Raw genomic sequence first — 26,674 nt, forward strand, 5'->3', positions numbered from 1 at the left:
GTTGTGTTATTCTGGCTAAATGAAGAAATAAAAAATATCCAAAAAAAAGATCCAGCAAGTACTTCCTGGATTGAGGTTTTGTTTTGTTATCCTGGTTTACATGCTCTTATTTCTCATAAGGCTGCACATTTTCTTTACAAGACTAGAATTCCAATTTTACCGAGGTTTATTTCCCATGTTTCAAGATGGCTTACAGGAATTGAGATTCATCCAGGAGCAAAATTAGGAAAAAGATTTTTTATAGATCATGGAAAAGGAGTTGTAATTGGTGAAACTAGTGAAGTTGGTAATGATGTAGTTATTTATCAAGGAGTTACATTAGGCGGGACTAGTACAAAAAAAGTAAAAAGACATCCAACTTTAGGAAACAATATTGTAGTTGGTTGTGGTGCAAAAATCTTAGGGAATATAAAGATAGGAGATAATTGTCAAATTGGTGCGAACTCAGTTGTCATAAGAGATGTTCCAGCAAACTCAACTGTAGTAGGTATTCCAGCAAGGATTGTAGTTTATGAAGGTAGAAAAATTTCAGAACGAGATCCTTTAAACCACAATTTGTTACCAGATCCAGAAGCAGATGCAATTAAGTGTTTAGTTACAAAAATAAAAGAACTTGAAGAAGCAGTAAAACTTCTTTCAAAAGAAACAAATACATCAAGCCAAGTAGATAAGATTCTAGACCAGCAACCATTGCCAAAGTTCTTAGAAGATAATGGCAGAGAACCAAAGAAAGATACCATTCAAAATATTGATGATTATATCCATGGGATGGGAATATAAATCGATTTTCGATTTACAATTCTACTTCCTGCGGCACCACAAATAAATATCTTTCGAACTCAGTATTTAAGAGAATTTCACCAAGCTCATTTTTTGTGTCTTTGATGTAAGACGATAGTTTTTTAACTTTTTTGTCAGAGGTATAGATAGTAATTTCATCTTTGTCAGTATGATATGGTTTTGATGTAGTTTCTTCATAAGTAAAGTAATAATCAGTTATTAATTCTTTAGAGTAAAAAGAAATATCCACATTTAGTTCGTTGTTTACTTTATCTTTTATATGATCAATTAATTCTTTATTTGGTTTTACAGGCTTGTTGTTTTTTTCACAAGAATATGACAAGAAGAAATTATGTGCTGTAAATCTAAGAGTTAGATCATGCAGTATTGGATCGTTTGTATATTTCCCCCACTTTCGGATTTGATTAAACACGAGCTGATCATCTAACTCTATAAATTCTGCTTCTGTATGGTTCCCAAAAAGCCATGTTTGAACAAGCAAGTCTGTTTTGCCTAAAGAATCCAGTTGATTATTTCTAACAAGATATTGTGCACGTAAAAGAATTTTTTCTAGTAAATTGTTTGCTGCTTCGCGGCGATAATGTTTTAAAAGGTAGTACCTAATTATATGCCTGTCAAGTAAGTAATGAATGACAGGATTTACTGCATCTTCATGAATAGCAATTTCATCTTTTCCTATTACTACAAAATTATTAATTATACGTTTTATGTTTTCTATTGTTTCATTTGTCGTACTTAAAAGTTTGATTGTTTCTTCGTCTTTTATGTCCTTTTCTTCTAAAATCGCATTTACTACAATCCTGTCACCAAGATAGTTTGACAGTCTATCTAAATCAATCTGGCTAGAAAGCAGCCGGGAAAAAATGATTTTATCTTCTTTAGAAATAATTTCCTTAGCTTTTGAAAATACCTCAAGTTTCTCTTTTTCTTCTTTGTTTGTTTTTTTATTTAAATATGGATTATTGTTTGTGTCAAATAATTGATCTTGAAGTTCGTTTAAAAGTATTCTTGTCCAATATTCATGGTCATATTCCTTTGGTATTTTTCCACTTCTACCTTTTGGTTTTTTAAAAGCTCTTTCAGTTAAATGGCTAAATGGTCCGTGACCTATATCATGAATTAAAAAACAAAGTTTGGTTGCTTGTAGTTCTATGTCATTTAAATTTAATGTAGGCCGGAGCTTATTTATAATATGATCTCCAAATACATAAGTTAGGCAAGAGTGAGTATATCTTGTAAACCAAGGTACTTGTTTAAATGCAAAAGGTAATAACTCAACTTGACTTACACCTTTTAATCTTCTAAAAATTTCTGTACCAGCAATTATTTCTTTTATTAATGGTTTTGTCTCATTTAATTGGATTCCAATTTTATCTATGTGTGGAAGAAAGCTTTCAAGGATGATGCTTAATTCTCTTAAATCCTCATTAAGCAAGTTGACTGCTCCATGTAACATGAAGCGTGGATAATGTCCTTCAACATTGGTTGGTTTTATGCTTGGTATTTCATTCTTACTATGATCAGTGTTTCCATTATGCTTTACAACAGAAAAATCATTGATTTGAGTTAAATTTTCTTTTTTGTGTTTCATGTTTCAGGTTGATCCTGTACAATAATTTTAGATCTTAAATCATATGGATAGATTTTACGATGTAGTTATTATTGGAGCAGGGCATTCAGGATGTGAAGCAGCACATGCTTGTGCAAAACTTGGGGTTAAAACTCTTTTACTTGCTTTAAATTTAGATACCATTGCTATGATGCCTTGTAATCCTGCTATTGGTGGACCAGCAAAATCTCATCTTGTTAAAGAAATTGATGCTCTAGGCGGACTAATGGGTATTGCAGCTGATGCTACTTATCTTCAGCTAAAGACTTTAAATCTAAGCAAAGGACCAGCAGTTAGATCACTTAGAGCTCAATCAGATAAGAAAGAATATTCAATGTGGGTTAAACACCACCTTGAAAATATACCCAACCTAGATATTTATCAAGCAATGGTAACTAAAGTTTTTGTTGAAGAAACTTTACAATCAAGAAAAGTTACAGGAATAGAGACTTCACTTGGAGAAATTATCTATGCAAAAGCAGTAATAGTAACTACTGGTACATTCTTGGCAGGAAAAGTCCACATAGGTTTAAAATCCAGTTCTAGTGGGCGTGCAGGAGAGTTTGCATCATATGGTTTAACAGAGTCACTTGTATCTTTAGGCTTTAAATCCAAAAGACTTAAAACAGGAACTCCACCAAGGCTTGATGATAGATCAATTAATTTTTCAATTTTAGAAAAACACTGGGGAGATAAAACACCATCGTTCTTTTCTTTCTTACCAAACAAAATAATTAGAGAACAAGTCCCTTGTTATTTGACAAGAACAAATGAAAAAACACATGAAATTATAAGAGCAAATTTAAATAAGTCTCCAATTTATGCTGGCATTATAAAGTGTGTTGGACCACGTTATTGTCCTTCTATTGAAGATAAAGTAGTTAGATTTAAAGACAAACCATCACACCATTTATTTTTAGAACCTGAAGGAAGAAATACAAAAGAAATTTATTTGCAAGGCTGCTCTACAAGTCTGCCCATTGAGATTCAATGGGATATTGTACATTCTTTGCCTGGACTTGAAAATGCAAAAATTATAAGACCAGCTTATGCTGTTGAGTATGATTATTTTCCTGGTACTCAGTTTAATCATGGACTTATGGCAAAAGAGGTAGAAGGTTTGTTTATAGCAGGTCAGGTGCTTGGCACTAGTGGATATGAAGAAGCTGCTGCTCAAGGCATAGTAGCTGGTATTAATGCAGCAAGATATATAAAAAATTTAGACTTGATTATTTTTGACAGAGAGTCAAGTTATATAGGGACATTAATTGATGATTTAGTTACAAAAGAAATGGATGAACCTTATAGAATGCTTACTTCAAGATCTGAATACAGACTTCTTTTACGCCAAGATAATGCTGATCAAAGATTGACTCCACTAGGAAGAGAAATTGGCTTGGTTGATGACTTTAGATGGAAAATCTTTAATGAAAAAATAAAAATTATTAAAGAAGAAAAAATTAGACTTGAGAAAACAAAGATCCAACCAACAAAAGAAAACAATGAGATTTTAGCTAAGTATGATCAAACTATTGATGAACCAATTTCATTAATTGACTTATTGAAGAGGCCAGGTGTTACATATGAGTGTACAGAAAAGCTGTCAGCTATCAGCTGTCAGCCGTCAGCTCATCAGTATGAAATAGAAACCGAAATCAAATACGAAGGTTATATTACAAGACAGCTTTATCAAGTTTCACAAGCTAATAAATTTGAAAAAATAAAAATACCACAAGATCTTGATTTTAAATCAATGAAGCACCTTTCAAATGAAGCAAAAGAAAAGCTAAACAAAATTAAACCAATTACTATTGGTCAGGCATCAAGAATAGGTGGTATTTCACCAGCAGATATTACTGTGTTATTAACAAGTGTCTTAAATAAAGTTACCTTGACCTCTGCCTGCTAAAGCAGTTTCTAAGAGTTGATTAAATCTTTCTTCCCCCATCTCTTTGGTTAACCTTTTCTGGTTGTTTATTAGTGCTTGCCAATTCATTTTTCCTGCTGTTGCCGAACGAATTAGAGTATCCCACCTTCTTCCTGAGGGTTTACAAGTCGCGTCAGTTATTGTTGTTGTCATGATATTCTCCTTTTTATTTTTTATAATTTGAACTTAATCGATAATGGTACATGATTTAACAAAAAAATATAATCAGGTAAAATCTCTGATTTGGTTAAGAAGAAAATCTTAACCAAGTTGTCTTTTTTAGAATTTTTAATATATTTTTATCTTAACTTGAATAAGTGTTTCAAATGATTTACTAATTATTACTAGTTATGGCAAATACTATTAGACAAGTAATAAATCATCTAGCTAAGAATCCAGCTTGGCCTAGGAACAAAGAAATAGAAGTTGCAAATCCTCATAGAAAAATATTTGAACAATCTCAACATCCAGGTTCTCAATGGCTTAAAGCAACAAGTCCTAAACAAAAGGAAAATGTTTTAATGGAACTTATGAAAAAAAGATTATATGAACTTGAAAGTTAAAAAGATAGCAAGTGTGATATATTTTTCCTCGTGGATATAACTGAATTACAAATAAAATTAAATAACCTAAATGAAACATGGCAATCCATAAGGGGGTTGCTTTGATTTAAATGATCTTAATTCTGAAATAAGGAAACTTGAAGAAGAACTTGCAAAGCCAGATATCTGGAGTGATCAAGATAAAGCAAGAAAATTAAGTAGTAATTTTAGTTATTTAAAAAATAAAAAAGAAAAGTTTTTAAAGTGGTCTACTAGGCTTTCTGAAGTAAATGATTTATTTACTCTTGCAGTAAAAGAAAATGAAAATAATATCTTAAAAGAAATTGAAACTGAAGTCTCTAAATTAAGGAAAGAACTTGAGTCTTATAAAATAGAACAGCTTTTAAGTGAAGAATATGATAACTCAGATGCAATTGTTTCAATTAATGCAGGAGCTGGTGGGACAGATGCACAAGATTGGGCAGAGATGTTACTTCGTATGTATCAAAGGTGGGCAGAGATTTTTCATGGTTATAAGTTTGAAATGCTTGAAAGATCTGATGGAGAACAAGCAGGAATAAAAAGTGCTACTTTTAAAATTTCTGGTCCTTTTGCATTTGGTTATTTAAGATCTGAAAAAGGCGTACATAGATTAGTTAGAAAGTCACCGTATAAAGCTGGGAAAGACAGTCGTCAAACAAGTTTTGCAGGACTTGAAGTTACACCAGTAATTCCAGAATTAAACTCAAAAGTAGAAATCAAACCAGAAGATATTGAAATAGACACAATGAGATCAGGAGGAGCTGGTGGTCAAAATGTAAACAAAGTAGAAACAGCAGTTAGGATAAAACACATTTCCAGTGGAATTGTTGTACGTTGTGATCAAGAAAGAAGCCAACTCCAAAACAAAGAACGAGCAATGGAAATCTTACGAAGTAAATTATTTGCAAAACGTGAGGAAGAACACGAGGCAAAGATTCAAGAAATAAAAGGAGAAACAGTTTCTGCTACCTTTGGAAATGCAATTAGATCTTATGTTTTAGATGAAGGCCGTGTAAAAGATGCCCGTACAAAACATGAAACACGTGATGTTCAAAGGGTTTTAGATGGAGACTTGGATGATTTTGTGCAAGAGTATTTAAGCCGCCTTCACCTGTGAAACCAATTGTTTAAAGGCATCTTTGTCAGTTACTGCTAAATCAGCGAGAATTTTTCTGTTTAGTTTTATATTTGATTTATTTAATGCGTTTATAAATTTGCTGTAAGTTAAACCGTGTTCTCTGCATGCAGCATTGATTCTTGTAATCCACAGTGCTCTAAAATCTCTTTTCTTTTGACGTCTATGCTTGTATGCATATCTCCAAGCTTTCATTACAGCTTGTTTTGCTGATTTAAAAAGTTTGCTTTTAGAACCTACATAACCTTTTGCAGCTTCCAAAACTGCTTTATGCTTTTTTCTTGTAGCTCTGCCTCTTTTAACTCTCACTATTTCTTACCTCGCATAATTTTTGTATGGTAACTGTCTCATCACATGATCAACTAATGTTTCATGTACTTGAAGCTTTGGTGTTTTTATTTGTCTTTTTTTCTTGCTGGACATATGCTCATTTAAGTGTTGCTTGCCTGAGCTTTTGGCCAAGACTTTACCACTAGCTGTAATTTTAAAGCGTTTCTTAGCAGCATGGTTTGTGTGTAATTTTGGCATGAAGAATAGTATACCGTATACCTTTGGTGTAAGACGAGTTCACTTCATGTTGCAATAGACTTTAATTCCTAGAAGTAAAAGCATCAATATTAGCTTGGGAAAATGCAAGCTTATGATGTAAACATTAAACTACTTCCCCATCCCTAACTTCTGAGCTTTTTGAAATGTTTTTCCTTCAGTAAGAATTGATGGAGCAATGACAACTTCTACTTGTTGCATTTCTTTTATATTTTGAGCACCAAGTGTTGCCATGGATGTTTTTAGTGCACCCACTAAATTTTGTGAACCATCATCAAACTTTGCAGGTCCAAGTAAGATTTCTTTTAGTGTCCCTATTGATCCTACTTTAATTCTTGTTCCACGTGGAAGTACAGGGCTTGGTGTTGCCATACCCCAATGAAACTCTTGTCCTGGAGCTTCTTTTGCTCTTGCAAGTGGAGAACCTATCATAACTGCATCAGCTCCACATGCAATTGCTTTACAAATATCTCCACCTACAGACATTCCACCATCTGCAATTACATGAACATAACGTCCTGTTTTTGAAAAATAATCATCACGAGCGGCTGCTGAGTCAGCTATTGCTGTTGCCATTGGAACACCAATACCTAAAACACTACGGCTTGTACAAGCTGCACCAGGACCAATTCCTACAAGGATTGCACTTGCTCCTGATTTCATATGTTCAAGTGCTACTTCATAAGTAACACAGTTACCAACAATAACTGGGATTTTCATTTTTTGAATAAAATCTTTTAAGTTAAAAGAAGATGATTTCTCGGTTGACTTATGTTCTATGGAAACAACTGTACTTTGCACTACAAAAATGTCAGCACCTGCTTCTTGTGAAAGAAGCCCATAATGACTTGCAAGATTGGGAGTGCATGACACTGCACAAACTGCTCCACTTGATTTTATTTCTTTAATTCTTTTTTTAATTAGATCTTCTTTTACTAGCTCTTGATAAAGTTCTTGCATAAGTGGAACAAAACCATTATTGTCAATCTCAGTAATTTTTTTTATAACTTCAGAATAATTTTCATATCTTGTATAAAGTCCTTGTAAATTTAAAACACCAAGGCCTCCTAGTTTATTTATTTCAATTGCTGTTTGTGGACTAATTACACTATCCATTGCTGATGCAATAATTGGAAAATCAAATTTATGTTTTCCTAAAATAAAACTTGTGTCACAAAGCTCAATATCAAGTGTAATTTTTCCAGGAACTAAGGATACTTCATCAAAACCAAATGTTCTGCGTACAATCTTTTTTCCACCTAATGTAATTTTACTTTGGCTTAATTGTATTTCATCCTTGTAAATCATATTAGTGAAATATGGTACAACTAAAAAAATAAAAATTACAGGAATTATAGAATTAATTTATATTCTAAGAACACGTAAGTACTAAGCAGCTTTCAGTCTAGTAAACATACTTGCTAAAACTTCATACACTTCACCGGTTGGATAAGCACCATAGATTTTTTTATACAAAAAATACATATAGTTTAATGCCATATCAGACTGAACTGTTTCAAGCATTTTTAAATCATCTGGTCCTATTCGCTTAATAAAATCATTTACCAATTTTTGAATTGAATAGTTCATTTAACTTTCAACTTCTCCTTGTTAATAATGAAACTATATTAAGATAAAGGACTTATTAAGATAATAAAAGTGCCCTGTTTAGGTTAATGTTCTGTTACAAATGTCACGAGGTCTTTAATGCGTCAAATAACCTTCAAGCTTTGTACATCTGTCAGGCTGTCTAAGTTTTCTCATAGCTTTAAATTCTATTTGTCTAACACGCTCACGAGTTATACCAAATAGCTGGCCAACCTCTTCTAAAGTCCTTTCCCGTCCATCATCCAAGCCATAGCGAAGTCTGATTACTTCACGTTCTCTTGGTAAAAGCGAGTTTAAGACTTGTTCAATATCACCACGAAGAAGCTCATCAGTTGCTGAGCTGTCAGGCCTAGCTGATTCAGCATCTGCAATAAAATCACCTAGCCTGCTATCTTCTTCCTTGCCAAGCGGTGTTTCAAGAGAAACTGGGGTTCTGTTTGCAGATACAATTTCTTTTACCTTTGTAACAGAAACATCCAGGGCTGCTGCTAACTCATGTTCTGTTGGCCTTCGATTTAATCCTTGTGAAAGCTCTCTGGTAATTTTCTTAAACTTATTTATAGTTTCTACCATATGTACAGGGACTCGAATTGTTCTTGATTTATCAGCAAGTGCTCTTGTAATACCTTGTCTTATCCACCAAGTTGCATAAGTAGAAAACTTATAGCCACGTTCTGGATCAAATTTTTCAGCAGCACGAATTAAACCAAGATTCCCTTCTTGAATTAAATCAAGAAATGGTAAACCTCTGTTTAAATATTTTTTAGCAATTGAAACTACAAGTCTTAAGTTAGCTTGGACCAATTGCCTTTTTGCAACAATACCATCGTATCCACCTTTTGCAATCCTTCTTGCTAAATCTATTTCTTCTTCAGCACGTAAAAGTGGTATTCTTCCAATTTCTCTTAAGTACAATCGTATTGAGTCATCAGTTCCTAGCTCAAGCCTTGGATCAAAAAGATCTTCTTCTATAGTTCCTAAATCTAAATCATCATCCAGAAGTGCATCTTCAAATCCAGAATCAATTTCAATTTGTTCAAGTTGTTCTGCTTCAGGTAATCCACTGTCAACTATTAAATTAGCAATTGCTCCTTTTCCAATATCTGCCATGCCTGCTCCTTTTTTCCACATTGAAGTACACTCCATGCTTTGCTTTAACCGAACAAAACACCTACCAAATTCATAAAATGTTTCTCAATCCAAATTCTTTTATTCAATGTCCAATAGATTTGACTTTATATACCTTGATTAATTTTATATTTTATTTTTATTTGCTTATTCAGCTTAAATCAGGTACAAGCTTTAGAAATCAAATTAGACATCTATATAAAATATAACCTCTAACTGTTAAATAGAGAAGGAAAATTTATTAAATGATTGTTAATTTTTAGCTAGAAAGACTTCTTAACTTAGGTTATGAAGATAAACTATTTGCTTGGCATTAAAACCTGAAGTTTTACGTAAGCAATTCCTTCTTTCTTTGAATCAATTCTTTCTGCTGCTTTTTCAGACAAATCAATTATTCTATCCCTAATAAATGGACCTCTATCATTTATTCTGACCATTACTGACTTATTGTTTTTTAAATTTGTAACTAGAACCATTGTATTAAAAGGAAGTGTCTTATGTGCAGCTGTTAATTTATTTTTGCTAAACTTTTCACCACTTGATGTCCTTTTACCATGCCATTTTGAACCATACCAAGATGCATGCCCATACCAAATTTCTCCACGAAGAGGTGTTTCACCTCCATATTTCCATATTTGTTTAATTTCCTCTTTTAATAAAGCATTGGCCATTAAGCAAGAAAAAATCAGTAAACATTGAATAAAGATACAATGCACAAAAAACTTATAAATATTTCTAAAACATATAGTCATAACTTACATATCTTTTACAACAAAGTTTAATTGAAATACGAAATTGATAAAGATAAATTAACCAATTATCAAAAATTAAATGGATTTTAAGTTAATTTCTTTAATTAATTGTTCTGTAAACTCATTAAGTAACATTGAACCTAGATCACCTTTTTTCCTTGCACGAACTGAAATTATATTTTCTCTTACTTCTTTATCACCAACTATTATCATGTAAGGAATTTTCTCAAGTTCTGCATCACGAATTTTTGCATTGACTGACTCTGCTCTCTCATCTACTTCAACCCTTATACCTTTTTCTTTTAAAGTAGCTTGTACTTTTTTTGCATATTCAAAATGGCGATCGCTAATTGGTAAAACAATAATTTGCTTATATGATAACCAAAGTGGAAAAGCACCTGCAAAATGTTCAATAACAATAGCTGCAAATCTTTCAAGTGCTCCATAAATTGCACGGTGAATCATAACTGGTTGCTGCTGACTTCCATCTTTATCTATATAAAACAATTTAAATCTTTCAGGTAAATTAAAATCAAGCTGGATTGTTGCTCCTTGCCAAATTCTTCCAAGTGTGTCTTTTAATTTAAAATCAATTTTAGGCCCGTAAAAAGCACCATCCCCTGGATTAACTTTATAATTTAAACCATATTCTTTTAAAGCTTTTTCAAGTCCTGCTTCAGCAAAATCCCAAATCTCTTTTAACCCAATCGAATCTTTTGGTTTTGTAGAAAGTTCTACCTCATAACTTAATTTAAATGTTTCATAAATAAGAGCAACTAACTTAATAACTCCTTTTATTTCTTCTACATATTGATCTCGCCTGCAAAAAATATGAGCATCATCTTGTGTAAACCCTCTTACTCTTGCTAAGCCATGCATTACACCAGAACGTTCATATCTATAAACTGTTCCTAGTTCAGCAAGTCTAATTGGCAGTTCCCTGTAACTATGTCTAGTTGAATTATAAATAAGTACATGAAAAGGACAATTCATTGGTTTTAAAACATAATCCTGTTCATCAATAGTCATATAAAACATATTTTCTTTATAAAATTCATTGTGTCCAGAAATATTCCATAATTCATTTCTTGCAATATGTGGTGTGTAAACTAATTCATAACCGTTGCTTTGGTGTAAATCTTTCCAATAATTTTCAATTTGATTTCTTGCATATGCAAGCTTAGGATGCCAAAGAATTAAGCCAGGACCAGTTTCTTCATGCATTGTATAGAGATTAAGCTGCCTGCCAAGTTTTCTGTGATCTCTTTTTTCTGCTTCTTCTATCTTGTTTAGGTAATCATCTAACTCTTTTTTTGACCACCAAGATGTTCCATAAATTCTTTGTAAAGATTCTTTTTTTTCATCAGCCCGCCAATATGCACCAGAAATTGATAGTAGTTTAAATGCTTTAATTTGACTAGAACTTACAACATGTGGTCCCCTGCATAAATCATTCCAAACTGGTTTTCCATTTTTATCTTCTAAAACATATAAGATGGGATTTTCATTTCTATATTGTTCTAAAAGTTCAGCTTTAAATTTTTCTCCTTGACTTTTAAATTCTTTTAATTGTTTATCTACATCTTTTATATTAACTCTTACAAATTTTTGATCCTCATTAATAATCCTTTGCATTTCTTTTTCAATTTTAACTAGATCGTCTGGTGTTAACTTATGATCAGGGATTTCAAAATCATAGTAAAATCCATCTTCTATAACAGGACCAATTGCAATCTTTGCACTTTTAAATAAGTTTTGTACAGCTTCAGCAAGAATATGTGCTGTGCTGTGTCTTAAGAATTCATAGCTTCTTAGATCATCCTGGGTAATAATCTCTACTTTATCACCATCTTTTAAAACAGTGACCAAATCTTTTAACTCGCCATTTAACAAAAGACCAACACTTTTTTTAGCAAGGCTGTTGCTAATTGATCTGGATAGATCAAGTCCAGTGCTACCTGCTGGAATTTCTTTTTTAGAGCCATCCTTTAAGATTACAGAAATTGTTGTTGCAGTTGGCATAGGTAGAACATATTAACGTGAAATCTTTGATCTCTCAATAACTTCTTGTATATCAAACAAGTAATTGTAATCTAAGCCTTGTCGTTTAAATACTTCTCTGCCACCTTCATTTCTATCTACCATTGAAATTACTTGTTCAACAGTACAACCAAATTCTTTAACTCTTTCAACTGCTTTTAAAGAAGAGATCCCTGTAGTTACTACATCTTCTAAAATTGCAACTTTATCAAATGGTTTTATTGGGCCTTCAATCCATTTCATGGTTCCATGTTTTTTAGGTTCTTTTCTAATATAAAAAGCATTTAATTTCTTTCCAAGTAAATAACTAATTTGTGAAATCCCACTGCTTAAAGGACAAGCTCCAACGCTTATACCACCAATTGCAGTAACACTTTCTTTTAACATTCTTAATAGCAAAATTGAAACTAATGTACCTCCTTCTGCATCAAGGGTAGTTAACTTCCCATCAATGTAATAATTACTTTCTTTGCCAGAAACTAAAGTAACTTTTCCTTCTTTATAACTTTGTTTAGCAAGTATAGTTAAAAGTTTGGATTTTAATAATTTAGTATCTTGCTGCAAAATGGTACCAATTGATTGGTTTGTTGCTAACATGGTTTAATTATTTTACTATGAAAACCTATCGGAAAGTTTACAATCTTGTTAAAAAAATTCCAAAAGGAAAAGTTTCTACTTATGGACAAATAGGACAATTTTTAAATCTTGACCCAAGAGTTGTTGGATGGGCATTGAATAGACTAGCGAATGGGCGTAAGAAAAAATTGGCTTGTCAAGTCACCATCTCGCCGTCTCGCCGTCTCGCCCAGTCGTCCTCAGTCCCTTGGCAACGAGTAATAAACTCAAAAGGTGGAATAAGCACAAACAGACTAATAAACATTCCTCTTGATCTGCAAAAAAAGCTTCTTGAAAAAGAAGGAATAAAATTTAATAAAAAAGAAAAAATAGATCTAAAAAAATATTTATGGAGAAAGAGTTAAGATAATCAAACAGCTTTCTTAAAATATAAGGTTCAAGGGTTTCTTTCTTTGCTTAGTGCGATACAATATATTTGTTTTATCCATTTCTAAAGTTAAGGAGGATCAAATGTTCAAAAGATTATTATTTTCTTTATTTATTTTCATGGCATGCTCAATTTTTTGCAGTACTTATACTTTTGCACAAGACGAAGGGATTGAAGTTGAGCTTATAACTGGTGGACAGGCAAATTGTAGATTTAATGGTAAAGTACCTTTCCGAAGAATAAAAGCTAGCAATAACAACATTGTAACTGATGCATCTACAGGTAGAACTGAAGTCTCTATTAATTCAGAGCTGGATACAGAAAAGAACACCATTAATGCAAATATATTCACTGTAGTTGAAGCATTATCAAATCCAGCTACCCTTTTAAGTGGTGAGTCAGTAACTTTTGAAAGCACTGATTTTGAGTTTTCTATCTCTAAAGAAAGAAAAAGCGATGGGAAGATCATTGAAGTTACAAATGAAACTCCAGAAGGAGAAAGGACACAAGGTACTGTCACAATCTTAGTAGATACTTTTGTTGACAATAAAGCTAGTGGTACATTTCAAACCACTTTTACCAACACATTTAGAACTATTGAAAAGTTAGAAGAAGATGTTGAAACGGATGAAAACGGTAGAGTAATTGTAAAATGTACATTTAAAAATGTGCCTGTGAATTTTTCTGGTGCTGGTCTGCCAGATTTGCCGTTTTAGTTTTGTTGATGAAAGAAAGCCTGATGACCACATTACCTTCCAGGCCCTCTTTGAGCGTAATAAAGCATTCGACACTCTTAACTAATTAACATTTCTTGTTCTCATATAATTTAAAAGTACTTTTATTTGATCTAGATAGCTATTAATGTACATTGCTCTTTGTTCTCTATTTAAATATTTTTCTAAACCAAGCCAATTTTTAACTTTAAATTGTAAATCAAGCAATTTTTTTTCTATCTCAGGAGCTTTGTCAGAAGTGTAATTCCTGAAATCATTTCTTAATCCCTGACTTAAAAAATATACTTCTTTCTCAGTTTCAATATCTGCCAGCACTGACTGAGCTTGCCTAAAAGTAATTTTTTCAACAATAGTTGTAAACTCATCTAAAAGCCTTTGAGATGCTTGCAAGGGATCGTTATAAGGTATAAAAAGAGTTTGTTCTCTAAAAGGACCTCTTTTTAATAGATCTTTCTTTGAAGGACCAAGATGCTCTGTTGCAAACAATGCAATTCCAAGCGTACCTAGATTTTTTGCAGTAGTAATCCTTTCTGCTAGTTCACCAACACTTAATGCTCTTAAATTAAAGGCTGGTACTATAATTGCTTTTTCGTTGACATTTTTTTTAGCACGTTCGTATTTTTCTTTGATTTCTTCTTTTGTAAATGAATAATAAAATGGATAAACTGCATCAATCCAATTATTTATAAGCCATGTTTCCCAATCTTGTTGAATTAATTGCATCCTAGTTAAATGATCAAAAGCAAATACAGCAGCAGAAATTTTTAATTTAGGTCTTACTTTTCTTAGCTTCATGCTTGTATCTTTTACAAAGTCACTTACAAGCATTGCTTTCCACTCCATCCAAATCTTGTTTTCTATTTCTTCAGTTTTTGGTAATTTATTTTTTTCGTTTCTATATGAATTTTTAGTTATAAAATCATAACCAACCTGTGTATATTTCTTTTGAAATGGGAACCGAATATAATCAAACTGTAATCCATCTACATCATAGTTACTAACAATCTCGGCAAATAATTCCTGTAAAAACACACAAGCTTTTTTATTTGCTGGACTTACCCAAAACTCTGGCTGCATTTCAACCCTTAATTTTCCATCTACCCCGGATAAAATCCAGCTTCTCCCATATTTTTCAATTATAGGTCCTGGATAATTTACTTCCTTACTAATTAAAAGATTGTGTCTTGTGTTGCCTACAGAAAATGTCCACACCCATGCATGTAACTCAACTCCGGCTGTATGAGCAGCATCAATAGCTACTTGTAAAGGATCCCATCCCTCTATAAGTGGATTTTGTGACAAAAGTTTTGAAGGATAAATTGGAAATCCTGCATTAACTGTTTCGAAAAAAATAACATTAAAACCTACAGCTGCAAGATCTTTAATTAATTTTCTAAGTTCAAGAGGATTTTTTGAACCAACTATGGTTCCACGATCTAACCATATTGCACGAATTTCTATATCTCTTGCAGGTACACCTGACGAGTAAGTAATTGCAAATTCACTTTTTGCAGCCTCAGCATATTCTCTTGCTAGTTTGTAATTATTAAACAAGTAATTAGAATTAAAACTATGTAAAAGATCAAGACCATCATCATAGTGTTTTTTAAGCTTATACCTTGGTAATGGCAGTCCTAGTTGTTCTGCTATTTGAATAACTGAAGAAGCTTGCTCTTTAAGAAGTACAATATCTTTTAAAATTGTTGCATACTCATCTCTTGTAATAGGTTTCACAAGCCTAGTAAGTAAATCTATACTAAAGTTTTCAATGGTTAAATAAAGAACATTGACATCAATATTTTTATCTATATCCTGCCCCCAGCTATAACCAATATAAGCAATATTTTTTGTACTTCCAATTGCAAGCTGATTGTTTTCTCTCCACCTGGCTATTACTTTTCTTACTGAGCCACTTAAAGAAAATTCAGAATAAAAATCATCTGCTGGTAATTCAACGAATGAGTCATTAATTTTGTATGTTAGGGTTAAAGTACTTTTTGCAATTAGGTTTTGTTTTAAATCAATTCCATTTTCAGACAAAAAAAGTTTTAGAGTATCAGAAACAGGCCCTATACCACTTGAAATAATTAATTTTCCACCAGAATTTATAAAATTAGCCAGAAAAGTTTGTTCATCTTCATCGATATCATTTGCAAGCGGGAAATAAATTACGTTTACACCAACATCTTCAATTTTTGTCTCTTTTGTAATGTTACATAAAAATTGGTAATCTAAATAGGTTTTCTCAAATGTTTCAAGAAACAATTCCCAAACTTTTTCAAACCCAATAATGTTGTTAGTCTTATATGAATCTTCATTTTTATAGCTGTATAAAACCCCAACCTTTTCACTAGCTTGAACACTTGCTAAACTACACTTGTAGCCAAAAAGCAAAAAGATGAGAAAAACAAAACATTTAATTTTAAAAAAATTTGACAATATAAAAATTATCCCCCAGATTGCAATTATAACTGGCTCAGGCATAAAACTTTTTGAAGATAAAAGGACAGCTTTCAGCTCTAATATAAAAGGACACGAACATTCCCTAAAGTTATATAAAATAAAAGGCAAATATATTCTTGTTTTTTCTGGCAGGCATCATTTGTATGAAGGTTTAAGCATTACTGATGTAGCAGCAAATATAAGACTTATCTATGAACTTGGCATTAAAAAAGTTTTAATTACAAATGCAGCTGGAGGAATAAATAAAAAATTTAAAGTAGGAGATCTAATGCTAATCACAGGATTTATAGATTTAATGCAACCAACTGAAAGAGGAATTTTAAATGGAATAACACAACCACCTTATGGCTTTAAAACAAAATTGAGCTCTCAGCTCTATCTAAAACAAGGAATCTATGCAGGTGTTTTAGGTCCAACATATGAGACATATTCTGAAATTAAATTATTACAATCATTAGGAGCAAGTGCAGTTGGTATGTCAACTGTTCCAGAAATTATATGTGCAAAAAGTCTTGGATTAGACTTTGCAGCAATATCTGTAATAAGCAATGTTTGGAATAAAAATCACAAACCATCACACGAAGAAGTTTTAAAAAATGTTAAAAAAGCAAATAAGAAATTAGAAAAGCTTATTTTAGATATCCTTAAACTATACTGTCTGTTAATTTTTTCTACTGGTGGTTTTGACTTGGTTTTGTGAAAATAAAATCATCAATATAGAGACGCATAACTACTTAATTTTATTCGAGGTAGGGATATCCTAAATCTCACAAGTGACGAAGAATGTTCTCTGCTACACGAAATGAATTTGCATAAATCGTCCATGTATAAGGAACACTACCTCCTGTAGGCATAAAGCTACCATCAGTTATATATAAATTATCACACTCATGTGCTAGGCAATTTTTATCAAGGACAGAATGTTTTGGATCTTTTCCAAAACGACAACCACCAACAACTAAATTTGGTTGTGGTGAACCACTAATATTAGAAACAATATTTTTAGCCCCAAGTTTATAGAGTACCTCTTTTGCTTTGTTTGCTAGATAATTCCCAATTTTAAGATCATGTTTGTGAGATCCAACACGGACACGAGCAACTGGTGTTCCCCATGTGTCTTTAACGTGTGGATCTAAGGTAACAAAACAATCATCATTTGGTAGCCAATCACAATATACTTCAAACATAAGATGCCTTGCTTCAGTAAAGTAAGATTTTAAACGTTTTTTTAGTTTGGATCCCCAAATCAACTGCTCATGGTCATCTTGTTCTAACCATTTTAGTCTTTGTGCTTGTAAGATTGGATTTGGATGACGAAAAAGAAAATTAATCACGCCACCTTTTATTTTTTTATTTGGCACAAGATCTTCAATAAAATACCAATCTTGTAGTGCTCTATTTATAAAAGGTCTTTGAGCCTTTAAATCATCTGCTTGTTCTTTATCAAAATCACTGTAAAATAAATCACCACTACCAGTGCCACCACCTGAAAAAATTAAATTTTTTCCTACCTGACCATAATTATTTCCTAAACCATTTGGATGTCTAGGCCCTATTGAAGAAAGCAACAGTCTACAAGTTTCAATTGCCTGACAAGCAACTACAAAGATCTTTGCACTAACTTTTTGTCTTTTGCTTGCTTTATCGTAGTACTCAGCAAATATTACTCTACCTTGCTCATTGCTTGCTAGTTTATAAACTTTAGAATGAGGTCTTATTTCTAAGTGACCGGATCTAACTGCATGATCTAGTAATGCTGCTCTAGATGAGCCTTTTGCACCAGTTGGACATCCGTAGCTGCCACAATAATCAGAATAACTGCAGCCATTTCTATTAAGTGTTGAGTAAGGCAAAATAGCCCTTGGAACTGGTAGAGGACTTAGTCCAAGCATATGACACGCATGATCAATTTGTTTAGCTAAAGGATGTTCTTGTGTTGGTGGATATGGAAAATTTTTTGTTGAGCGAGGTTCTAAGTATTTATGAGAAACAACTTGACCTGATATCCCAACTTGTGATTCTACTTTAGTGTAATATGATTCCAGATCTTCATAAGAAATAGGCCAGTCTGCAACATTTGCACCCTCAATAGGCCCAAAACTAGATAGCAAGTGAAAATCTTCAGGCTTTAGTCTATGGAAAAAACCACTCATAAAATTTGAAGAACCTCCTACACAATTTCCATTCCAAAAGCTTTCACCTGAAATAGATGTAGGAATTGCTTCCCACTTGCCATCGTCATCTAGTTCTTCAATTACATGTTGTTCATCTTTAAGAAGTGGGGTATAAACATCCCGCCTACAACAAGCTAATTCATCCTTAAAAAAATCTTTACTAGAAAAGTATGGCCCCTTTTCGAGGACTACTATAGAATAACCACTTTGTGCAACTGTCCATGCAACAGGACCAGCACCAGCACCACTTCCTATAATACATACATCAAAATCTCTTGTCATAATTTTTTTAGTTCAAAATAACGTTTGTTCTTTGGAGGGCGTGGGTAAGGTGGTTTATATCCAATCCACTTCCATCCAATGCTATCGGGATTACCTCCATAAACAGGATCACTAAACAAAGCCTCGAAGATGTAAGTAATTAAAGTAGATAACCATTCTTCACCATCTTTAGTTTCAGAAAAGTTGCCGAGCAATTTTTCACGTTTATTCCATGTTAACTGGACAAATTGTTTTTTATGACTTTTCATTGCTGTTTCATTTAATTGATGAATACCAGAAAGAATTATTTTTTTTTCTTCCTTTTCAATAAACGGATCAGAAAGGACAAATTGTAAATAGCTTGTTGCATTAATCTCTTTTGCTCCTGGAGAATCTGTATCAGATGGAAATAAATGCTCCTGGACTACTCTTAAAGTTAACCAATCAATATCAAGAATCTTTTTTTTGAATTGATTTAAGTAATAAAACAACGGCACAGCTGATAAAATGCCAGGTAATGCAAGAACTCGGATTAGAAAATCACGCCTGTTCATATTAAATTTTTTTACACGTTGCATTTTTAATAGAACTTACTTAGGGGTATCCAAGCTGTTATATATAGTCTCACTCTAAAGGAAGAGTTATATAATATTATAGTTATTTATAAATGACGTGAATAAAATATTTATTTATTACGTCTCCAGGTCAGAAGGTAATAAATGATAAAAGGAGAAAATTATGAAAAATATAGCTAAAATTGCAACAATAACAGCTTTAGCCATTGCAATAGGGACATGGGTACCAACTATTTCAGTTGCACAAGAAGGCAAATGTGGTGAAGGTAAATGTGGTGAAGGAAAATGCGGTGCCAAAAAAATGATGAAGAAAATGTTTAAAAAGGATAAAAAAGCAAAGAAAGAAACCACTACTAAAGCTAAATCAACTGAAGGAAAATGTGGCGAAGGAATGTGTGGTTCTGGTAAAGAAAAGAAAGAATAAATTAGTAGCTTATGATGCTTATGCAAACGCTAAATAGAATCCTACAATTTTAACTATACTTTAAAATTTAGTACTAAATTTTAAACTTGGGGGAGGCTTAGTGTAAGAGTTTCCCACTTTGTTAATCTTAACCCATAGTTGGTACAATATATACAGATTGTGTATACAATAAATGAAATTTGAATGGGATAAAAAGAAAGGACATTATATTATGAGTATCTCAAAAAAAAGAGCTAAAGCAATACAATCAATTAAGGATGAAGATATAAATTATTCAGATATTCCAGAACTAAGTGAAAGTTTTTTTAAAAGTGCAAGTCTTGAAATGCCCAGAACCAAAACCGCAATATCATTTAGAATAGATAGTGATGTACTAGAATGGTTTAAGTCTCAGGGAGAAAAGTATCAAACCAAGATGAATGCTGTCTTAAAAGCATTTGTGAATGCACGTAAGTAGCATTGAATTTTTTATTATGGACCAACTAACAATAAAAGATATTCCACAAAAAGAATTAGAAAATAAAAGTATTCTTGTACGAGTAGATTTTAATGTTCCAATAGAAAAAAAAGATGGCCAGATTCTTATTACAAATGACTTAAGAATTAAAGCTTCACTGCCAACAATAAAATACTTAATAAATTCAAAAGCAAAAGTTATACTTGCTTCACACTTAGGCAGACCAAAAGGATTTGATGAAGATCTTAAGATGGATCCAATAGCTAAAAGACTTTCAGATTTACTTGATAAAAAAGTATTAAAACTAAATGATTCAATTGGACCTGAGGTTGAAAAAGAAATTAAAAACTTAAAACCAGGTGATGTTTGTTTACTTGAAAATATTAGGTTTTATAAAGAAGAAGAAAAAAACGATTCAGAATTCGCAAGAAAATTAGCTAAACCTTTTGAAATATATGTAAACGATGCCTTTGGAACTAGTCATAGAGCACATGCAAGCACTGCGGGTGTTTGTGCTTATTTAAACCCTAGTCTTGGCGGGCTTCTTTTACAAAAAGAAGTTGACTCTTTAAATAAAGTACTTTCAAATCCAATCAGACCATTTACTACAATTCTTGGCGGAAGCAAAATCTCAGGTAAAATTGAAGTAATAAAACAATTAATCCCTAAAGTAGATACCTTATTAATTGGTGGAGCAATGGCATTTACTTTTATAAAAACAAAAGGTGGTGAAATTGGAGACTCATTATATGAAGAAAACCGCATTCCATTAATTAAAGAAATTGAAAATCTAAGAGAAGAACATGCAGTTGCTTTAATACTGCCGGAAGATATGATCTGTACTGAGCTCTCAACTCTTCACACTTTCCCAATAGACAAAATTCCAAAAGGCTATAAAGGTTTAGATATTGGTCCAAAAACAATTGAAAAGTTTTCAAAACTAATCAGCCAGTCAAAGACAATATTCTGGAATGGCCCAATGGGTATGTTTGAAGATGACAGATTTTTAAAAGGTACTAAAGCTGTTGCAGAAGCACTTGTAGAAGCTACAAAAAAGAAGTCTGTTACAGTAGTTGGCGGTGGGGATTCAGTTTCAGCACTTGAAAAATTAAAAATATCTTTTGATGCATTCACTCATGTAAGCACTGGTGGTGGTGCATCGATGGAGTTTATTGAAGGAAAAACATTGCCTGGGATTTCATGTTTGGATAAGAAGGTTACACTGGTAAAATAATTGACCCCGGGGTATTAAAACATAAGCTTGCTATTTCAAGTGGTTTATCCCAGCCATTCTGCCTATTTGGTTTCCAGGCATTTAATTCCATCGAATTTAATTTCTTTCTATTACACGCAATACAACAAGCAAATAAATTCTCTTCTTCAAAATTAAACTGAGGCAATTTGCTTACTGGTAAATAATGATCGTAAGATGCACTATGTTCTTGCAAAATATGAACTGTAACTTTTTCACCATTATTATTTATATAACTTACAAAGGCATCTTTTGCTTTTGGAATAGCTTCTTTTACAACTTCTGGATCTAAAAGTTGTTTCCCGCAATAAACACAAGTCCAGTTATCTCTTTCCCAAATCTTGTAAAGAAGGGACTTTGGTGGTTTTTTTCTTTGTATCTCTTTTTGCTCATCTTCTTCTAAGTCAGGATTAATAAGTTTTTTTTGAATTATTTCTTCTTTACTAGAAACTGTTTTATAAATCTCTTCACTTATATCTGATAAAGAATTAAAAAAGCTCTTTTGATATGTTTCCTCTCCAATAATTTCTCCACTAAAAACAATTTGTAAATTATCATTGAATATCGAACCAACTTCAAAAATTGTTTTACTTCCAATTTTTGACATGTTGGCTATTGGTTTATCTGAGTAGATTAGGTTGCATTTTAAGTTAGATATATTAAGTAGAGATCTGACCATTGAGGCCAGACCTTCGAATTGTTCTTTTGACGGTTGTAGTTCATCAGTCTCTGGTCTCTGGTCTCTGGTCTCTAGTCTTTCTTCTTGTGGTCTATAAAAGTCAAAAGCTGCTTCTGTAAACTCTTTTGGCATAGCGACCTCTTCCAAAGTATAAACTGCCTTCTTCTTATATTCTTTTTTATAATATTCTGAAACAGCGTTTTGAATACTATGCAAAACCAAGTTATAGACATCGTTTGGCTGCATGTACCTAACTTCTTTTTTAGTAGGATGTACATTAACATCTACAAATCCGGGTTTAAAAGTAAGATTTAAAACAACAATTGGATATTTACCGCCTGGCAAAAGGCCTTCAAATGCACTTGTAATAGCCTTTGAAATTATTTGACACTTAACAGGTCTCTTATTTATGAAAATAAAAATTGATTTACGATCAGATCTAAAAATCTCCAAAGCGCTTACATAACCATTAAGATCTAAAAAATTATTCTTTGTAGATAGAGAAATTAATCTGTCTTTTAAATCAGTACCTAATAATTCTATAGCCACTTGTTTCAAATCATTTGAACCGCTTGATTTTAAAAGAACAGTATCATTATTTAAAAGAGAAAAAGAAATCTCTGAATGAGAAAGAGCTTCTGAAATAACTACATCATAGATATGATTAACTTCTGTTGTTTCTGATTTTAAAAATTTCTGTCTGGCTGGAACATTATAAAACAAGTCATCTATCTCAAAAACAGTACCAATAGATATTGATGAGCTTTTTTTATTTACTTCCCCGTGAGCAAAAGTTATTTCAAAACCACATTCTTGATTTTTATGTTTTGATCTACAAATAATTTTACTTACTGAACTAATTGAAGCAAGTGCTTCTCCACGAAATCCTAGTGTATTAATTTCCCAAAGTTCATTAAAATCATTTAACTTACTTGTTGCATGTCTTGAAAAAAGTAAAGGGACATCATCTGGCTCAATTCCATTTCCATTGTCAGAAACTTTAATATATTTCCCTGCTCTTTTAATTTCTATTTCTATTTTTGTAGCATTTGCATCTATAGAATTTTCAATAAGTTCTTTTACAACAGATGCAGGTCTTTCAATAACTTCACCTGCTGAAATTTTTTTTATTAAATCTTCTGGAAGCTGTTTAATGTAACCCATGGTTACTATTATAAGTTAGGCTTTTACTTTCTCCACTACCTTTGAAAAAGTCATTTTATCTCCATCATGATCAGCCTTTACTATATCACCGTCTCGAAACTTCCCGGCTAAAAGCTCTTTTGCAAGTTCATTTTCAAGTTCTTTTTGGATAAGTCTTTTTAATGGTCTGGCTCCAAATTTTGGATCATAGCCAATCCGTCCTAAATAATCTTTTGCATCATCTGTAAGTTCTAGCTTAATTTTTTTATCTTCAAGTCTTTTCTTTACTCTTTCTACCTGAATATCAACAATCTTTTTAAGTTCATCAGTTCTTAGTGGATTAAATACAACTATTTCATCAACACGATTTAAAAATTCTGGTCTAAACCGTTCTTTTAAAAGTTCAAATGCTTGTTCTTTAATTTGATCATAAGCAATTTCTGAATTTACCTTATCAAGACTTAATCTCAGCTGGTGCTCAAGAATAATCTGACTTCCAATATTGCTTGTCATAATAATTATTGTATTTTTAAAATCAATTTTTCTTCCTTGTGAATCAGTTAGTCTTCCATCATCTAAAATTTGAAGCAAGAGATTAAAAACATCTGCATGAGCTTTTTCAACTTCATCAAACAAAATCACTGAATATGGTTTTCTTCTTACTTGTTCTGTAAGTTGCCCACCTTCTTCATATCCAATATAACCAGGTGGTGCACCAATTAATCTGCTCACAGTATGTCTTTCTTGATATTCGCTCATATCAATTCTAATCATATTTTGCTCATCATCAAATAAAACATAAGCAAGAGATTTTGCAAGCTCAGTTTTTCCAACTCCAGTTGGTCCAAGGAATATAAATGAACCAACAGGTTTATTAGGATCGCTTAAACCGGATCTAGATCTTCTAATTGCATTGCAAACAGCTATAACTGCTTCATCCTGACCAATTACACGTTTATGAATTTCTTCTTCTAGTTTAATTAATTTTTGTTTTTCACTCTCAAGTAATTTGCTTAAAGGAATATGTGTCCATTTTGAAACTACTTCTGCAATGTCATCTTCATCTATTTCTTCTTTTAAGAGGCGACCATTTGTAGAGATGCTTTGCTGGGACGCCTCTATTTGTTTTAATTTTTTTTCAAGTTCGTTGAGTTTTCCATACTTAAGTTCTGCAGCACGAGCAAGATCTGTTTCTCTTTCTGCTTGTTCAATTTTTCTTTTTGTTTCTTCGATTTGTTCTTTAATTTGACGAATACTTGAAATGCTTCCTTTTTCTTTTTGCCATTGAGTTTTTAAGACATTTGATTTACTTTCAATTTCAGAAAGTTCTTTTTCAAGTTTTTCAAGTCTATCTTTTGATGCAACATCTATTTCTTTTTTTAAAGCTTCTCTTTCAATGCTAAGCTGAATTCTTCTTCTTTCTAGTTCGTCTAATTCAACAGGCATTGAGTCAATTTCAATTCTTAGTTTTGCTGCTGCTTCATCTACAAGATCAATTGCTTTATCAGGCAAAAAACGATCTGAGATATATCTATGACTTAGTGCTGCTGCACTAACAAGTGCTGCATCTTTAATCCTTACTCCGTGATGAACTTCGTATCTTTCTCTTAGTCCTCTTAAAATTGAAATTGTTTCTTCAACAGTAGGTTCATCTACAAGAACCGTCTGAAATCTTCTTTCAAGTGCTGCATCTTTTTCAATATGTTTTCTATATTCATCAAGCGTTGTAGCTCCAATACAATGAAGTTCTCCACGGGCAAGTGCAGGTTTTAAAAGATTACTTGCATCCATTGAGCTTTCACCTGTAGTGCCAGTACCTACTACAGTGTGCAGCTCGTCAATAAATAAAATAATTTCACCTTCATGAGATTGAACTTCTTTCAAGACTGCTTTTAATCTTTCTTCAAACTCACCACGAAACTTAGCTCCTGCAATTAATGCACCCATATCAAGTGCAATTACTTTCTTATCTTTTAATCCTTCAGGTACATCACCCCGAATTATTCTCTGGGCAAGTCCTTCTACAATTGCTGTTTTACCAACACCTGGTTCACCAATTAAAACAGGATTATTTTTTGTACGGCGCGATAAAACCTGAATGACTCTTCTAATTTCATCATCTCGTCCAATAACAGGATCAAGTTTCCCTTTTTTAGCAATATCTGTTAAATCTCTGCCATATTTAGAAAGTGCATCATAAGTAGCTTCAGGAGTAGGGCTTGTAATTCTTTGGTGTCCCCTGATTTTACTTAATACTTTTAATATTTGTTCTCTTGTAACTCCTTCATTTTTTAGTATCTGTTGACACTCACTTTTAATTTGAGGATCAAGCATAGCTAATATAATATGCTCAACACTAACATAGTCATCTTTCATATTTTTTGCTTCTTCAAATGCTTTTTCAAGAAGTGAATTAGTTTTAAAACTAAGATAAAGCTGTTCATTACTACTAGTAGAAGCCCTGCCTTTTGGTTGCTTCGATAAGTAATCATGAAGCCTTTGTATAATTTTCTTTTTACTTACTCCTATTTCATCAAGGATTCTTGGAACAAGACCGTCACTTTGATCAATAAGTGAAATTAAGACATGTTCTGGCTCAAGTGCTGAATGTTCATATTTATCAAGCAGCGATTTAGATGCTGCAAGTGCTTGCTGGGAATTTAGTGTTAGTTTATTTAGATCCATTAGAGTAAATTACCTCTCCATATTTTTTTATATATTCTATGAAAGAACCGTATTCAGGGTTTTCCCATTTTTCTAGCCTAAAGAAGTGTGGTTCAAATCTCCAGTCAATTTTATGTATTTTGTATAAAGCTTCTCTCACATTGTTATCTAATATACCTTTTGGCAAATCTTTTGCAACAACTGCCAGATCAATATCACTATACTTATGTTGCTTACCAGTTAACTGAGAACCAAATAAAATCAAGTACTCTAATTTCACATGTTGTTTGAATATTGGTATTATAGTTTTTACATATTCTATAATTTTGCTTTTATCCATTCAATTAACCTCTCTGTCCTATTATATAATTCCATAAGATTTATACTTTCTAAGAATTCCTTTAGTTCATTAATACTTTGTGGATATCTTGATTCTGTGTAAACGAAATTTAAATCATCAAGTAATAATCTTTCTTCTTTGTTTAATTCAATACCTGAAATGCTTAAAAGTCCGATTAAGTTATGTATTTTTGGTGGCTCCTTATCTATGGATTCTTTTATGTAAGCTTTGAGGACCTTTTCTACTGCCTGTTGAAGATGAAATGCAATCAATTCTGGGAAATCTTTACTATCAACATTTCTTTTTGCTAGTAATAAATCCTTCTCCGCATACTCAAGCCATAATTTTGTAATTTCTTTCATATGAAAATTATAA

Annotated in this window: 27 protein-coding genes; 10 read left to right on the top strand and 17 right to left on the bottom strand. The window is 32.3% G+C overall.

The window, feature by feature from the left end; all coding sequences use genetic code 11:
- Positions 1-3: 3 nt before the first annotated feature.
- Positions 4-780, top strand: a complete 777-nt coding sequence (gene cysE / locus HYY52_01630; GenBank protein MBI2995395.1) for a serine O-acetyltransferase — start codon at positions 4-6, stop codon at positions 778-780.
- A gap of 13 nt (positions 781-793) precedes the next feature.
- On the opposite strand, the gene HYY52_01635 is transcribed toward cysE, so the two are convergent.
- On the bottom strand, positions 794-2,392 hold the full coding sequence (locus tag HYY52_01635) for an HD domain-containing protein (GenBank protein MBI2995396.1): 1,599 nt from the start codon (positions 2,390-2,392) through the stop codon (positions 794-796).
- A gap of 43 nt (positions 2,393-2,435) precedes the next feature.
- Between HYY52_01635 and mnmG the strand changes: the two genes are divergently transcribed.
- A complete protein-coding gene (mnmG, locus tag HYY52_01640; GenBank protein MBI2995397.1) occupies positions 2,436-4,319 on the top strand; it encodes a tRNA uridine-5-carboxymethylaminomethyl(34) synthesis enzyme MnmG in 1,884 nt (627 codons plus the stop codon).
- Here the strand turns inward: mnmG and HYY52_01645 are convergent.
- A complete protein-coding gene (locus HYY52_01645; GenBank protein ID MBI2995398.1) occupies positions 4,287-4,490 on the bottom strand; it encodes a hypothetical protein in 204 nt (67 codons plus the stop codon). The genes mnmG and HYY52_01645 overlap by 33 nt on opposite strands.
- A 197-nt stretch (positions 4,491-4,687) precedes the next feature.
- On the opposite strand from HYY52_01645, the gene HYY52_01650 reads away from it, so the two are divergent.
- Positions 4,688-4,900, top strand: coding sequence for a hypothetical protein (locus tag HYY52_01650; protein MBI2995399.1), 213 nt, complete (start codon positions 4,688-4,690; stop codon positions 4,898-4,900).
- 30 nt (positions 4,901-4,930) lie between these two features.
- A protein-coding gene (prfB, locus tag HYY52_01655; protein MBI2995400.1) for a peptide chain release factor 2 occupies positions 4,931-6,038 on the top strand; the annotation gives its coding sequence in 2 pieces (ribosomal slippage) (positions 4,931-4,993 and positions 4,995-6,038; 1,107 coding nt in all).
- On the opposite strand, the gene rplT is transcribed toward prfB, so the two are convergent.
- The 8 genes from rplT to pyrE all read right to left on the bottom strand — a co-directional run bounded on the left by rplT (position 6,018) and on the right by pyrE (position 12,727).
- Complete coding sequence (gene rplT / locus HYY52_01660; GenBank protein MBI2995401.1) at positions 6,018-6,368, bottom strand: 50S ribosomal protein L20; 351 nt, start codon at positions 6,366-6,368, stop codon at positions 6,018-6,020. The genes prfB and rplT overlap by 21 nt on opposite strands.
- 3 nt (positions 6,369-6,371) lie before the next feature.
- Positions 6,372-6,584, bottom strand: a complete 213-nt coding sequence (rpmI, locus tag HYY52_01665; GenBank protein ID MBI2995402.1) for a 50S ribosomal protein L35 — start codon at positions 6,582-6,584, stop codon at positions 6,372-6,374.
- Positions 6,585-6,713: 129 nt separating this feature from the next.
- Positions 6,714-7,910, bottom strand: coding sequence for a GuaB3 family IMP dehydrogenase-related protein (locus tag HYY52_01670; protein ID MBI2995403.1), 1,197 nt, complete (start codon positions 7,908-7,910; stop codon positions 6,714-6,716).
- An 81-nt stretch (positions 7,911-7,991) separates the two neighbouring features.
- The gene (locus HYY52_01675) at positions 7,992-8,192 is read right to left on the bottom strand and encodes a hypothetical protein (GenBank protein MBI2995404.1); all 201 of its coding nucleotides are present in this window, start codon (positions 8,190-8,192) and stop codon (positions 7,992-7,994) included.
- Positions 8,193-8,306: 114 nt separating this feature from the next.
- Positions 8,307-9,320 (bottom strand): RNA polymerase sigma factor RpoD, encoded by a 1,014-nt coding sequence (gene rpoD, locus HYY52_01680; protein ID MBI2995405.1) that lies wholly within the window; start codon positions 9,318-9,320, stop codon positions 8,307-8,309.
- Between the two features lie 317 nt (positions 9,321-9,637).
- Entirely contained in the window at positions 9,638-10,090 is a 453-nt protein-coding gene (locus HYY52_01685) for a septal ring lytic transglycosylase RlpA family protein (protein ID MBI2995406.1), read from the bottom strand.
- Positions 10,091-10,165: 75 nt separating this feature from the next.
- Positions 10,166-12,094 (bottom strand): threonine--tRNA ligase, encoded by a 1,929-nt coding sequence (gene thrS / locus HYY52_01690; GenBank protein MBI2995407.1) that lies wholly within the window; start codon positions 12,092-12,094, stop codon positions 10,166-10,168.
- Between the two features lie 30 nt (positions 12,095-12,124).
- Positions 12,125-12,727, bottom strand: a complete 603-nt coding sequence (gene pyrE / locus HYY52_01695; GenBank protein ID MBI2995408.1) for an orotate phosphoribosyltransferase — start codon at positions 12,725-12,727, stop codon at positions 12,125-12,127.
- 17 nt (positions 12,728-12,744) lie between these two features.
- On the opposite strand from pyrE, the gene HYY52_01700 reads away from it, so the two are divergent.
- Positions 12,745-13,110, top strand: a complete 366-nt coding sequence (locus tag HYY52_01700) for an MGMT family protein (GenBank protein MBI2995409.1) — start codon at positions 12,745-12,747, stop codon at positions 13,108-13,110.
- Between the two features lie 106 nt (positions 13,111-13,216).
- The gene (locus HYY52_01705) at positions 13,217-13,849 is read left to right on the top strand and encodes a hypothetical protein (protein ID MBI2995410.1); all 633 of its coding nucleotides are present in this window, start codon (positions 13,217-13,219) and stop codon (positions 13,847-13,849) included.
- A gap of 81 nt (positions 13,850-13,930) precedes the next feature.
- Here HYY52_01705 and HYY52_01710 read toward each other — a convergent pair whose 3' ends face one another.
- A complete protein-coding gene (locus HYY52_01710; protein ID MBI2995411.1) occupies positions 13,931-16,261 on the bottom strand; it encodes a family 10 glycosylhydrolase in 2,331 nt (776 codons plus the stop codon).
- Between the two features lie 4 nt (positions 16,262-16,265).
- Here HYY52_01710 and HYY52_01715 point away from each other — a divergent pair, with 4 nt between their 5' ends.
- Entirely contained in the window at positions 16,266-17,030 is a 765-nt protein-coding gene (locus tag HYY52_01715) for a purine-nucleoside phosphorylase (protein ID MBI2995412.1), read from the top strand.
- 67 nt (positions 17,031-17,097) lie between these two features.
- Here the strand turns inward: HYY52_01715 and HYY52_01720 are convergent, their stop codons facing one another.
- Together HYY52_01720 and HYY52_01725 are read right to left on the bottom strand one after the other, a co-directional pair.
- Positions 17,098-18,786 carry a GMC family oxidoreductase gene (locus HYY52_01720; GenBank protein ID MBI2995413.1) on the bottom strand — a complete coding sequence of 563 codons (1,689 nt, stop codon included), beginning with the start codon at positions 18,784-18,786 and terminating at the stop codon, positions 17,098-17,100.
- A complete protein-coding gene (locus tag HYY52_01725) occupies positions 18,783-19,343 on the bottom strand; it encodes a gluconate 2-dehydrogenase subunit 3 family protein (protein ID MBI2995414.1) in 561 nt (186 codons plus the stop codon). Before HYY52_01725 ends, HYY52_01720 begins: the two co-directional genes overlap by 4 nt.
- Before the next feature lie 157 nt (positions 19,344-19,500).
- Between HYY52_01725 and HYY52_01730 the strand changes: the two genes are divergently transcribed.
- The 3 genes from HYY52_01730 to HYY52_01740 all read left to right on the top strand — a co-directional run bounded on the left by HYY52_01730 (position 19,501) and on the right by HYY52_01740 (position 21,455).
- Positions 19,501-19,764 (top strand): hypothetical protein, encoded by a 264-nt coding sequence (locus HYY52_01730; GenBank protein MBI2995415.1) that lies wholly within the window; start codon positions 19,501-19,503, stop codon positions 19,762-19,764.
- Positions 19,765-19,975: 211 nt separating this feature from the next.
- A complete protein-coding gene (locus tag HYY52_01735; protein MBI2995416.1) occupies positions 19,976-20,221 on the top strand; it encodes a BrnA antitoxin family protein in 246 nt (81 codons plus the stop codon).
- Positions 20,222-20,237: 16 nt separating this feature from the next.
- Complete coding sequence (locus HYY52_01740; GenBank protein ID MBI2995417.1) at positions 20,238-21,455, top strand: phosphoglycerate kinase; 1,218 nt, start codon at positions 20,238-20,240, stop codon at positions 21,453-21,455.
- On the opposite strand, the gene mutL is transcribed toward HYY52_01740, so the two are convergent.
- The 4 genes from mutL to HYY52_01760 are packed head-to-tail and all read right to left on the bottom strand — an operon-like array spanning position 21,439 to position 26,661.
- Complete coding sequence (gene mutL, locus HYY52_01745) at positions 21,439-23,316, bottom strand: DNA mismatch repair endonuclease MutL (GenBank protein MBI2995418.1); 1,878 nt, start codon at positions 23,314-23,316, stop codon at positions 21,439-21,441. The two genes, HYY52_01740 and mutL, sit on opposite strands and share 17 nt — an antisense overlap.
- A 15-nt stretch (positions 23,317-23,331) precedes the next feature.
- A complete protein-coding gene (gene clpB / locus HYY52_01750) occupies positions 23,332-25,980 on the bottom strand; it encodes an ATP-dependent chaperone ClpB (protein MBI2995419.1) in 2,649 nt (882 codons plus the stop codon).
- Positions 25,967-26,299: a nucleotidyltransferase domain-containing protein gene (locus HYY52_01755; GenBank protein ID MBI2995420.1), complete on the bottom strand. Its 333-nt coding sequence runs from the start codon at positions 26,297-26,299 to the stop codon at positions 25,967-25,969. The genes clpB and HYY52_01755 overlap by 14 nt, the downstream gene beginning before the upstream one ends.
- On the bottom strand, positions 26,278-26,661 hold the full coding sequence (locus HYY52_01760; protein ID MBI2995421.1) for a HEPN domain-containing protein: 384 nt from the start codon (positions 26,659-26,661) through the stop codon (positions 26,278-26,280). The genes HYY52_01755 and HYY52_01760 overlap by 22 nt, the downstream gene beginning before the upstream one ends.
- Positions 26,662-26,674 lie beyond the last annotated feature (13 nt).

This window comes from Candidatus Melainabacteria bacterium, from assembly GCA_016193285.1.
Lineage (GTDB): Bacteria > Cyanobacteriota > Vampirovibrionia > 2-02-FULL-35-15 > 2-02-FULL-35-15 > JACPSL01.